12 protein-coding genes are annotated in these 11,961 nt (G+C 49.2%); 5 read left to right on the forward strand and 7 right to left on the reverse strand.

Annotation, left to right across the window (positions count from 1 at the left end; genetic code table 11):
* Complete coding sequence (locus FHW36_RS15870) at positions 1-882, reverse strand: AraC family transcriptional regulator (RefSeq protein WP_145670548.1); 882 nt, start codon at positions 880-882, stop codon at positions 1-3.
* A gap of 154 nt (positions 883-1,036) precedes the next feature.
* Between FHW36_RS15870 and FHW36_RS15875 the strand changes: the two genes are divergently transcribed.
* The 4 genes from FHW36_RS15875 to FHW36_RS15890 are packed head-to-tail and all read left to right on the forward strand — an operon-like array spanning position 1,037 to position 6,004.
* Positions 1,037-1,783 (forward strand): SDR family NAD(P)-dependent oxidoreductase, encoded by a 747-nt coding sequence (locus tag FHW36_RS15875; RefSeq protein WP_145670549.1) that lies wholly within the window; start codon positions 1,037-1,039, stop codon positions 1,781-1,783.
* A gap of 15 nt (positions 1,784-1,798) precedes the next feature.
* Positions 1,799-3,124: an alpha-L-fucosidase gene (locus FHW36_RS15880; RefSeq protein ID WP_145670550.1), complete on the forward strand. Its 1,326-nt coding sequence runs from the start codon at positions 1,799-1,801 to the stop codon at positions 3,122-3,124.
* A gap of 7 nt (positions 3,125-3,131) precedes the next feature.
* A complete protein-coding gene (locus FHW36_RS15885) occupies positions 3,132-4,373 on the forward strand; it encodes an enolase C-terminal domain-like protein (protein ID WP_145670551.1) in 1,242 nt (413 codons plus the stop codon).
* On the forward strand, positions 4,370-6,004 hold the full coding sequence (locus FHW36_RS15890; RefSeq protein WP_145670552.1) for a sodium:solute symporter family transporter: 1,635 nt from the start codon (positions 4,370-4,372) through the stop codon (positions 6,002-6,004). Before FHW36_RS15885 ends, FHW36_RS15890 begins: the two co-directional genes overlap by 4 nt.
* A gap of 50 nt (positions 6,005-6,054) precedes the next feature.
* On the opposite strand, the gene FHW36_RS15895 is transcribed toward FHW36_RS15890, so the two are convergent.
* The 6 genes from FHW36_RS15895 to FHW36_RS15920 form a co-directional block, all read right to left on the reverse strand.
* Positions 6,055-6,867, reverse strand: a complete 813-nt coding sequence (locus FHW36_RS15895; protein WP_145670553.1) for an enoyl-ACP reductase FabI — start codon at positions 6,865-6,867, stop codon at positions 6,055-6,057.
* 110 nt (positions 6,868-6,977) lie between these two features.
* A complete protein-coding gene (locus FHW36_RS15900; RefSeq protein WP_145670554.1) occupies positions 6,978-7,655 on the reverse strand; it encodes a DUF2625 domain-containing protein in 678 nt (225 codons plus the stop codon).
* Positions 7,652-8,434 carry a hypothetical protein gene (locus FHW36_RS15905; RefSeq protein WP_145670555.1) on the reverse strand — a complete coding sequence of 261 codons (783 nt, stop codon included), beginning with the start codon at positions 8,432-8,434 and terminating at the stop codon, positions 7,652-7,654. The genes FHW36_RS15900 and FHW36_RS15905 overlap by 4 nt, the downstream gene beginning before the upstream one ends.
* A 127-nt stretch (positions 8,435-8,561) precedes the next feature.
* Positions 8,562-10,271 (reverse strand): GMC oxidoreductase, encoded by a 1,710-nt coding sequence (locus FHW36_RS15910; RefSeq protein WP_145670556.1) that lies wholly within the window; start codon positions 10,269-10,271, stop codon positions 8,562-8,564.
* Positions 10,272-10,282: 11 nt separating this feature from the next.
* Positions 10,283-10,834 (reverse strand): gluconate 2-dehydrogenase subunit 3 family protein, encoded by a 552-nt coding sequence (locus FHW36_RS15915; protein ID WP_145670557.1) that lies wholly within the window; start codon positions 10,832-10,834, stop codon positions 10,283-10,285.
* A gap of 125 nt (positions 10,835-10,959) precedes the next feature.
* Complete coding sequence (locus tag FHW36_RS15920) at positions 10,960-11,679, reverse strand: hypothetical protein (protein WP_145670558.1); 720 nt, start codon at positions 11,677-11,679, stop codon at positions 10,960-10,962.
* Between the two features lie 61 nt (positions 11,680-11,740).
* Between FHW36_RS15920 and FHW36_RS15925 the strand changes: the two genes are divergently transcribed.
* Complete coding sequence (locus FHW36_RS15925; protein ID WP_145670559.1) at positions 11,741-11,926, forward strand: hypothetical protein; 186 nt, start codon at positions 11,741-11,743, stop codon at positions 11,924-11,926.
* Positions 11,927-11,961: the final 35 nt, after the last annotated feature.

The raw sequence follows: 11,961 nt of genomic DNA on the forward strand, positions 1-11,961 counted from the left end.
CTAATAGCCCTCCGCCTGGATTTCCTTTTTATAATCCCGGGGCGTTTTCCCTTTTAGCCTTTTAAAGAAGCGATTAAAATGGGTGATGTTACGATACCCGCATTTGTCCGATAATTCGGCCATTGATATTTCCTTTTCCTGTAGTAGCCGGCAGGCGTACCCAATCCGCAGCTCATTCACAAAGTGGGTAAATGATTTCTGGGTACGGCTTTTGAAAAACCGGCAAAAGGAGTGCACGTTGATGCCCGCTACTGCTGCTATTTCCGACAGGGGTATATCTCTCCTGAAATGCCGGAAAATGTATTGGAAAACATCATTCATGCGGGACTGGTCTTTGTCGTTGTACAGGTTTACATAGTTGCTGCCCGCCAGTAACCGGTATGATTTGGTGTCCATCATTTTTTGCAGCAGGGTCATAAAGGAGATGGTTTTTTGCAGCTCGCCGTCGTGCAGCATATTTTGCATCAGGGCCAGTATTTCCGCTTTGGCCCTGCCCTGGAACTGGATACCCCGCTGCGCCTTTTTTAGCCAGTTTTTAACCGCTGTAATGTTCATAAAAGGGGCAAGGTGCTCCAGGAGCTGATCCGGCGAAATATAGAGTGCCAGCGACCTTGCCTGCAATTTATCGGTTCCTTCAAAATATTTTTGTTCGTTGTGCCATACATGTGGCGTGCCTGAACCGACAAAAATCATTTCCCCGCTATCGAAATATTCGACGTTGTCGCCTATAATACGGCGCCCGGCGCTCTCTACTACATATACCAGCTGGCATTCCTGGTGAAAATGGAACTCGGTAGAAAAGTACGGTTGCGTAATTTCTTTGATCAGAAACACTTTCTGTGCAAGGGCTTTATCGCCCGGTATGGCAAAAACTGGCTTCATATTGTCATGTGAAAATAGATAATTTAGAGAATAAAGTCAAAATAGTGTTTATTTAAGTCAATCAGGCCAGGTCAAATTGCTGTTTCATATGCTAATTTTGGATTATCCGGCGGCGTATATTAGCGCTGTATTTTCCACTGCTATAATCGGAGTTATGATACTGAAGAATAAGATAATTGTCATCACTGGCGGCGCGGCCGGCATCGGCGAAGCCTGTGTACAGGCCTATATCCGGGAGGGCGCTACTGTGGCGGTGATCGACAAAACACCGGCTACGCTGTCAGCGCCACATCTCTTCCTGCTGGCCGATCTGAATGAAGGCAGCGCTATCCAGCAGGCCATCACCACTATCCGGCAAACATATGGCCGCATCGACGCCATCCACAACAACGCCGGTATTGCAAGTCCGTCGAAGCCCCTGCATGAAACCGGGGAAGCGGAATGGGAGCAGGTAATGAATGTGAATGTAAGAGGCATTTACTATACCACCCGCTATGGCATCGAAGCACTGAAAGCGTCCAGGGGCTGTATACTCAATACCAGCAGCATGGTGGGGGAAATAGGGCAGGAAAATCATGCCGCCTATGCGGGCAGCAAAGGAGCCGTAAATGCGCTGACCAAAGCCATGGCGCTCGACTATGCCAAAGACGGGATCCGGGTAAACGCAGTGGCGCCCGCCGGCGTGTGGACGCCCATGCTGCGGCAGTGGCGCCTGGAACAACCCAATCCCGGCCACATAGAACAGTATCTCAATAACATACACGCACTCGGCTATTGCCCGGAAGCATCGGTTATCGCTGACGTATGTGCGTTCCTGTTATCCGACAACGCCCGCTTCATTACCGGCGCCATTATGCCGGTAAGTGGAGGAGCAGAACTGGGTTATAAGCACTCACTATAAAATATCTTTTCAATAATGAAGAAAATAATCACGTTATGTTTGCTGCTATGGGCGGCCACTGGCCACGCGCAAACCAATGCACAACTGAACCCGAAAATACTGACCACCAAAGCGGTGATGGACCAGTTTATGAGCCTGCGTTTTGGTATGTTCATCCACTGGGGACCGGTAAGCCTGCGTGGCACTGAAATAGGCTGGTCCAGGCACGTACAGGTGCCGGTGGCGGATTATGATACCTTATACCGGGCATTTAATCCTACTAAATTTAACGCCGATGAATGGGTGAAAACCGCCAGTGAAGCCGGTATGAAATACCTGACCATCACCGCGAAACATCATGATGGATTTTGCCTATGGCCATCTGCCTATACCAACTATAACATCATGGCTACGCCTTTTAAGAAAGATGTAGTAGGATTGCTGGCCAAAGCCTGTAAGAAATATCATATCAAATTCTGTATTTACTACTCTGTGCTGGACTGGCATCACCCTGATTATCCAATCGATAATCCAAATGATACGGTGAACGGTATCCGCAAAAACGCCCATATGGAAAAGTATGTGGCTTATATGAAAAACCAGCTGGCAGAGCTGATTAAAAAATATGATCCGTATATGCTGTGGTTTGATGGTCCCTGGGAAAAGCCCTGGACACCAGAGATGGCGCTCGATATGTACGCTTATCTCAAAACACAGAAAAAAGATATTATTATTAACAACCGCTTAGGTAAAGCCTTTTCCGGAACCGGGGCAGATGGTACGCCGCATTTCCTGGGTGATTATGATACCCCCGAACAACGCATTGGTGATCTGAACATGCATACGCCCTGGGAAACCTGTATGACTATCTGCGAACAATGGGCCTGGAAGCCCAATGATAAAATGAAATCATTGACTACCTGTATCCATACCCTGGCGAAGGTGGCCGGAGGCAATGGTAACCTGTTGTTCAATGTAGGTCCCCGTCCCGATGGCTTGATGGAACCTGAACAGGTAGCGCGTTTGAAAGAAATGGGTAGCTGGTTGCAGCAGTATGGCACTGCTATCTACAATACGCATGGTGGTCCCTGGTATCCCAACCAGCATTTTGCAGCCACCCGTAGCGGCAATAAAATCTATGTACATGTGTTGCAGGCGCCGGGACAAACCCTTAGCCTGCCAGCTTTACCAGAGGTGAAAATTACCAAAGCCTATATCATGAAAGGCGCAGCGGTAGCCATTCAGCAGTCAGCGCAAAATATTACGCTGACCCTGCCGGCCACCTTACCGGATATCAATGATACCGTGATTGTATTAGAAACAGATAAACCTTCGATGAATATTGCCCCGATAAAAATATAGTGAACACATGATTCGAAAAATAGTTGTTAAAGACGCCCGGTTCCCGCTAACCAATGGAGCTGGCAGCGATGCTGTGCACCAGCAGCCCGTATATTCCTACACGGTGGCTTGTGTATACGATGATAAAGGTAATTGCGGCACCGGGCTGGCCTTCACGCTGGGCGCGGGGAACGAGCTGGTATGTGCAGCCGCCAGGTTCTATGGAGAGCAGTTAATCGGTAAGGAGCTCAACGAAGTGATGGCTACTTTCGGCGACTGGTTTAAGCAACGGGCAGATGAACAGCAGTTCCGGTGGCTGGGCCCACACAAGGGGGTGGTGCACCTGGCGTTGGCAGCAGTTACCAACGCCTGCTACGATTTATGGGCTAAACAACAGCAGGTGCCTTTATGGAAGTTATTGCTGGACTTGAGCCCGGAGCAGGTGGTCAACACCCTGGATCTTTCTTACCTGGAAGAAGTATTATCCCGCGAAGAAGCGCTGAAGCTGCTTATAGACATGCAAGCTTCAAGACCGGAAAGGGAAGGGATCTTACGCACCGGCTACCCTGCCTATGATACCTCCGCCGGCTGGTTCAACTATTCCGATGACCAGCTGGAAGCCAATTGCAGACGCGCGATAGATAATGGCTTTAAAGCCCTGAAATTAAAAGTAGGCGCTAAAAACCCGGACACGGATATACGAAGAGCGCATATTGTAAGAAATACCGTGGGTGCAGATATCAAAGTAATGGTAGATGCTAACCAGCAATGGAATCTTCCCCAGGCTATCGCCATTGGCAAGCGGCTGGCGGATATAAATCCCTACTGGATAGAAGAGCCTACGCATCCCGATGATGTATTGGCGCACCAAACGCTGGCCGCTGCATTACAACCATTGAAGCTGGCATTGGGAGAGCATGTTCCCAACAAAGTGATATTTAAAAACTACCTGCAAACAGGGTGCGCCGGCTTTATACAGGTAGATGCCGTGCGAGTGGGGGGCGTGAGTGAGTTTATCACGGTCAGTCTCCTCTGTAAGAAATATGGTGTGCCGGTAGTGCCACATGTAGGCGATATGGGACAGCTGCATCAGCACCTGGTATTATTCAATCATATTGCCATGGGGCATGAAGCATTGTTCCTGGAGCATATTCCACACCTGCGGGCACATTTCGCAGAACCGGCCAACATCACCGGCGGGTTTTACCACACGCCCGAAATGCCGGGCAGTAGCTGCGATCTGTTGGCGCTTAATACATTTGCCGGATGATTACCACTTTAGACACTGTTATTACGATCAGCTACATTGCTTTCATTGTATGGCTGGGCTTCCGTGCCGGGATGGCAGGGAAGAAAGGTGGCAATGCAGCAGGGGAGTACTTCCTGGCGGGTAAATCGTTGCGTTGGCCGGTAATTGGCATGGCGCTCTTTGCTACCAATATCTCCTGCCTGCACCTGGTAAGCCTGGCGCAGAGCGGGTTTGATACCGGTCTGATAACAGGCAACTATGAATGGATGTCGGCCTTTACGCTGATCCTGCTGGCGCTGTTTTTTGTTCCTTTTTATATACGTTCCGGCATTGCCACCCTGCCTGATTTCCTGGAACGGCGCTATAATCGGGCCTGCCGCGATTGGCTGGCCATCGTATCAGTGGTATCAGCAGTCGTTATTCACATCGCTTTTTCGTTCCTGGCCGGCGGTATTGTATTAGAAACGTTGTTTGGCATCAACATGTTTACCAGCATTATTGTCATCGCTATTATTACCGGCGCCTATACAATTATGGGTGGTTTAAGAGCGGTGGTAGTCACCGAGTCGGTGCAAACCATGGTATTGTTGGCGGGGGCAGTAATTATTACGGTATTGTCGTGGTGGAAGGTAGGAGGCTGGCAGCCCGTATTACAGGTGTTGCAGCAGGAGCAGGGTATGGAAAAGCTATCAATGTTGCATGGCAGCAGCGACCCCAGTGGGCTTCCCTGGTATGCCATCTTCCTGGGATACCCGGTGATTGGTATCTGGTACTGGTGTGCGGATCAAACCATTGTACAGCGGGTATTGGGTGCCCGGGATGAAAACCATGCAAAAGCAGGCGCCTTGTTCTGCGGGGTGATCAAAATGTTGCCGGTATTTATTTTTATTCTTCCCGGGCTGCTGGCGTATGTGTTATACCGGCAAGGACAATTGGATCTGAGTGCCCTGAAAGCAGCAGATGGGGTGATGCATACCAAGGGAATTTATTCGCTGATGATTACACAACTGGTGCCACCGGGATTGGTAGGCGTGCTGGTGGCGGCGCTGTTATCGGGACTGATGAGCCAGATTTCCGGCGCGCTCAACTCCATTGCTACGCTGGTAAGTTATGATTTGTATAAACGGTATCGCCCGGAGGCGGCCGATAAGCAACTAGTAAAGATAGGCCGCTGGGCGGCAGGCATAGCATTGCTATTATCGCTGGCATTATTGCCACTGCTCAACAGGTATGAGAGCCTTTTTCATGGTATCAATGATGTGATTTCACATATTGCGCCGCCTATCACCTGCGTATTTTTGCTAGGCATCTTCTGGCGTAAAGCTTCGGCAAAATCCGCACAATATACCTTGTGGCTGGGCTCTGTGCTGGGAGCAGGCGTATACGCGGTGGGTAAGTTAATGCCAGGAGGTTTTATCAGCCAGGTGCCACCGCTGATGATGGCGTTTTATCTTTTTATGGCCTGTGCGGTTTGTCAGGTAGCGTTATCGTTCCTGTTCCCTGTACAGGATACGGCAGGAAGCGAACGCCTGTATTGGAAAAGCCCGTTGGAGCCCCTGCGATTGAAAGGATGGCCGGGGTTGGCAGATTACCGCGTACAGTCGGTACTGTTACTATCGGTGATGGCTATACTATATTGGTGCTTCCGGTAAAATGCAAAAGAGGCGGATCAGATCGATCCGCCTCTTTTTTTGCGCTATTTTTATTTAGACATCTGCGCGATCACTGCTTCTGTAACCCCGGTACTGGAGAAGCCTCCATCGTGAAACAGGTTTTGCATAGTGACCATGCGCGTATAATCTGAAAATAAGCTAACGGTAAATGCTGCACATTGGTCGGCGTTGGCATTACCCAATGGCGACATCTTTTCTGAATACGCCACAAAACCATCAAATCCGCCAATGCCTTGCCCGGCGGTAGTCATCGTAGGGGACTGGGAGATAGTATTGATGCGAACTTTTTTCTTCATACCATACTGGTAGCCAAAGCTGCGGGTAATACTTTCCAGCATCGCTTTGATATCCGCCATCTCATTGTAGTTGGGAAATGACAGGTGTGCAGCGATGAAAGTCAGCGCCACTACCGATCCCCACTCATTGATAGCATCGTGCTTCATCGCGGTTTGCAGGATCCGGTGAAGACTCATCCCTGAAATATCCACCGACTTATGCATGTAGTCATAGTTCAGGTTCGTATAGTCGTTACCCTTACGAACGTTTACGCTCATCCCGATGGAGTGCAGGATGAAATCAACGCCACCACCAAAATGTTCTTTGGTTTTGGTAAATAAATTGTCGAGATCGTCCATGTTGGTAACATCCGCGGGAATTACGGGGGCGTTGCATTGTTGCGCCAGCGCATTGATTTCGCCCATGCGAACGGCCACCGGTGCATTGGTTAGCACGATTTCCGCACCTTCTGCCACACAGCGAAGGGCTGTTTTCCAGGCAATGGATTTTTCATCCAGGGCGCCGAAAATAATTCCTTTTTTACCTTTTAATAAATTGTGGGACATGACCAGGTTTTAGTGTACAAAATATAATTACTACAAGGTTTAAATGTAGCCTAATTATACTTGCAGGGATGGCTGCGCCACAAATTTTAACATTTTGTAAGAAGGAACGACTAATGTCCCATTTGTTGCTTCATGTCCATTTGCAGCTGCCAGAGCTCTTCTATGGGTACGGCTTTTCTGCTGACAGCATTGATATCTTTTCCTTCTTTGGAAAACAGGAAAGGATAGCTGCTGAAAGCCTGTATGCCGTTTATTTTTGCTACGTCATTTTCCCAGCCCTGCCAGCGGAAGGCTTCATAGAAGCCTGCAATATCGCCGGTGCAACAAAAGCTGATAAAGTCGCTGTAACTGATTTCCATATTTTCCCATTCCAGCGTATCGGGCGCAAAGTAAAAGACGCTGCCAATGCCTTCCTGTGGCGCCAATGTACCGTTGTTAATGGCAAAAAATCCGCCGATCACATCGTCAGCAATCAGCAGGAAGCCTGGCTGCGCGCCGCTTTGGGTAAATGATTTACCTTCATTCCATCCGGGTAGGGTACGGTCCAGTTTTGCATGGCCGGAGCCCAATACCCTTATCCAGCCATGATCTACGAGTAGTCCCCCGGTTTCATAAATGATAGCGCCCATCGGTGAGCGGGTAGTTACCTGGGTTTGATATAAAGCCTGTTCAGCACGGGCCTGTTCTTTCGGAAGAATGTCAATAGGATTGCTACCTGCATTAATCCATTCCTGCACCAGGTCCCAGCCAGGTTCTTTCGTATTAATCAGTTCATTCAGCGTTCTCATGGTTGCAAGTTAAATAAAAAAAAGTGGGTGTTCCTGCCAGCGTCCAGTAGCATGGATTGAGCTCTACCCAGTTTAATTGCTTTTCCCCAGCCCGCGCTCGTCCAGGAAGGCGCTCCGCTTATTTCCAGTTTGGCGGTTGGAGTGGTGGTGCCAACACCGATATTGCCACCAAAGAAATTGGTACCGCTACTATTGTAATAAACGGTGCCTGAACCGAAAGTATTCCCATTCATGTTAACATAACTGTCAATACTGGTTTTGAAGGTCTGTGGTCTGCTGGTGGTACCGGGAACATTAATAACCGGTTCTTCGAATGGCAGTGGATTGGTAACGCCATCGTAAACAGTTGCCCGGTCATTGTACCGGGAGCTGAAGTAATAGCTGGTATTTCCCCGTAGCCAAATAATGATGATAAAAGCCGAATTATTGGCAGTGGCATCACGCCAGCCGGCAATAAATTTACTGTTGTCTGGAACATTGCTGTATTGATGTATATCTGCATCAATGAAGCTGGAACCATTACCCCAATTGGTAGTATGATATCTGAATTTAGCGATCAGGGAGCCGCGCCAGCTGGAGTCCCGGTGTACATCAGAGCGTCCTATTTGTATTTCCGAAGCTTCGTGGCGCCACCAGGCGGAATCAGTAAATACTACCGGGTAAAACTTGTCGAGCGTACCATAAACGGTGAAGGATTTTGTGACTTGGGCACTGGCATGTTCGCTAAAGAAACATGCCATGAAGGCCAGTAACAGGCCGGGTAACAGGATGAATTTCATAAGTAATATAGGTTCTCTATGTTCAAAAAATATCTTGGGATTATCCGGGGGTAAAAATACATTTGTGGGTAAGATAAAAACAAAAAGAGACTACCGTTGCCGATAGTCTCTTTAATACCAGGTACGTTTATATTTCTCCCTTCTTCAGCTGTTGTACAGCATAATCTACCGCCCGGGCGGTGAGTGCCATATAGGTGAGTGATGGATTTTGAGTGGAGGTAGACGTCATACAGGCGCCATCCGTTACAAACACATTTTTGCAGGCATGCATTTGATTCCATTTGTTGAGGATCGACGTTTTAGGATCCAGCCCCATACGGGCGCCGCCCATTTCGTGTATATCCAGTCCGGGCGCCTGTTTGGAATCGCCAGTCTTAATATTGGTAAACCCGGCTTTGGTGTACATTTCCGTCATTTGCTCGAAGAAGTCCTTCAGCATTTTTTCGTCGTTATCGTCGTAGTCTACGTCGATATTGATTTGTGGAATGCCCCATTCGTCTTTTTTATTGGTGTCGAGCGTAAGGGTACTTTTTTCTTTTGGAATGGTTTCTCCCATCATATGAGAGCCTACATACCAGGGGCCTGTTTCTGGATTGAACAGTTGTTCTTTCAGGCTCTTGCCAAATCCGTCGGTATTGGTATGCCGCCCGCGGCCGGTGTCGAAGCCAGCAGCATACCCCCGGAGGAAGTCTGTTTCCTGTTTGTGTACATTACGGAAACGGGGGATATAGGCACTGGTAGGGCGCCGTCCGTCGGTGGTGGAATCTTTGAAGCCTTCATATTGCGCGGAAATATGTCCGCGGTAGTTATGGAAGGCAAAGTATTTACCCAGGGTGCCGCTGTCGTTGCCCAAGCCGTTAGGAAAGCGGTGAGAGGTAGAGTTCAGCAGAATCAGGTTGGTATTCACGGCCGCCGCGTTCACGAAGATCACATTGGCGTAATATTCCATCATCTCCTTGGTGTTGGTATCAACTACCCGAACGCCGGTGGCCTTTCCTTTTTGTTCATCGTAAATAATGGAATGCACCACTGAAAACGGACGAAGGGTGAGGTTACCGGTTTTCTGCGCCCAGGGAATGGTGGAGGAGTTGCTGCTGAAATATCCGCCAAACGGGCATCCGCGCTGGCAAAGGTCCCGCTTCTGGCATTGTCCTCTGCCCTGGTCCAGGTGTATTTGTTGTGGCTGGGTCAGATGCGCACAACGTGCGTAAATCACCTGCCGGTCTTTATAGTTGTCTTTTACAAAATCCTTGAAATAGTTTTCTACGCAACTAAGTTCCATAGGAGGTAAAAATTCTCCGTCGGGCAGGTGAGGAAGACCGTCTTTATTCCCGGAGATGCCTACAAACTTTTCTACATAGCTATACCAGGGGGCAATGTCTTTATAACGTATAGGCCAGTCCGTAGCAAAGCCGTCGCGTGCGGGGCCTTCGAAATCAAAGTCGCTCCAGCGCTGGGTTTGCCGCGCCCACATGAGCGACTTTCCGCCCACCTGGTAACCCCGGATCCAGTCGAATGGTTTGGGCTGTCCATAGGGATGGTCGTTGTCTTTTACAAAGAAGTGCATGGCATCTTCTTTATAGGCGTAACAGCGGCTGATCGAGGGGTTGGCCTCTTTGATAGCGGCCGGTACCTGTCCGCGGTGTGGGAACTCCCAGGGAAACTGGCTGGTAGTAGGGTAGTCTTTTAAATGTTTTACATCCCGTCCTCTTTCGAGCACCAGTGTTTTTAATCCTTTTTCGGTAAATTCTTTCGCTGCCCATCCGCCACTGATGCCAGATCCGATAACAATGGCGTCGAATGTGCGATTTTGCAGGCTGGTATTGTTATTACTCATGTTGTTAGTAGTTAGGCAGTCTTCCTGGCCGAGGGTTTAAATGGTACACAACCTTTATAACGGGCGGGTACCAGTTCATAGATATCCACGTTGGTCATAAAATATTTGGATTGCGTATAAGCTTGGATGGTGAGGCGTTTGGTGGCACGGTAAAAAAACGAAAGGTCATCTTTACTGTCTTTGGCCGCTTCCAGGGAGGTAAGCAGTGCTTCCCGCTGTGGTGTGGTGCTTTCGAGGAAGCTGCGACCGTTGAGTTTTTTATTCGCCTGTTCAAATGCTTTCAGGCCATTCATCCATTGTTGCTGCTCTTCTTTTTTGTAGCAGTCGTCCATCATGATGAGGGTAAACAGATGGGTGGACAGCGCCTTGGCGCCTGGGGTAGTAGTAGGGGGAATAATGGTGTCTGCCAGCTCGGCCAGCATCTTCTCCTGGTCGCCATCTACCGAAATGTTTTTTAATGTCAACGAAGCCCTGCTGGTGTGTTGCAGGCAGGCGGGCAACAAAGCCATACCGGCTGAAACATACAGCAGCTGTTTAATTGCAGATCTTCTGTTCACTGCCATGGAAATAATTTTTGTGTAATAGAACGGGAATCTTTCATCTTTTATTAGCTCGTGATGGTGAAAACGCCTGAAAACTGCGTTCCTGGTCGTAAAGCGGGACTAAATATATACGTTTCCCCACTCTTTTACAAGGAAATTTGTGAGGAAATCTCTTTGCCGGTGGGCAAGGATGTTTTGCGGAAAGAGCAGTTGACAAAAGGGAGGATCCGGCGTCCTATTTTATTGATCAGCCCTATCTGTACCACTTTGCCCGCCTTGCATGCATTGATGAGCCCTACCTGGAGCCCGCGGCCATACGTGCTTTTGTTGTGCAGGCCGGCAATCATAATGCCTTGGAATTCGTAGTGGATACTAACAAGGCCGGTTATTTCCAGGCCATGTACGCTGCTGTTCATCGAAGTCAGTCCATTGATGCTGATGCCGCGGGTGCAGGCCAGTGCTCCGCCTGCGCTGAGAGATAGTCCCCTCACCAGGCATACTTCACCACTGTCGGCATCGGGGTAAACGGAAAAGTTACCCAGCATTTCTCCGTAGCGACTGGTCGCCCCATTTTTTCGGACAAAGGGAGAGGATACGAGTCCTATGACATTGTAAACGGCTCCAAATGCTGCCAGTGGTCCTATTTCCAGGTTCAGGCCATTTACCTCGAGGGTGTCGGCCTTCATCCAGGGGATGGTCATAAAACTCAGGGCGATGCCGTTAATAGTGGTGTTCCGTTTCACGGGCGTGGTCCACGCACCGGTGCGGGTATAATGTCTTTGGGGAATGCTGTCCTGTGCTGCCACCGGCGAGGTGTATGCCTGAAGCAGGGAAAACAGGACGATCCATATCAGGTAGTGCTTCAATTGATCAGTTTATGTCAGAAAAACATAGGTACGTACCAAATATACAAAAGGAGCGCCCGATATGGGTATCTCTTTGGCACCTGATAAATATAGGGGCCTTGGGGTACCCGATATCCGGCAGACCCGCCAGCTGAGAGAGCTGCTGGAGTTGGGAGCCCTGCGGCTGGCCATACAATGTACCGACAATGAACATATCCAGCTGCTGGAAAAGGTATCACCAGTCGCTAACAGCTGTCTGAACGGCTGAGCGTCCTTCGGGAAAGTGGTGGAGAAGGCATTCGC

Origin of the sequence: Chitinophaga polysaccharea (genome assembly GCF_007829335.1) — a bacterium.
GTDB classification, from domain to species: Bacteria; Bacteroidota; Bacteroidia; order Chitinophagales; family Chitinophagaceae; genus Chitinophaga; species Chitinophaga polysaccharea_B.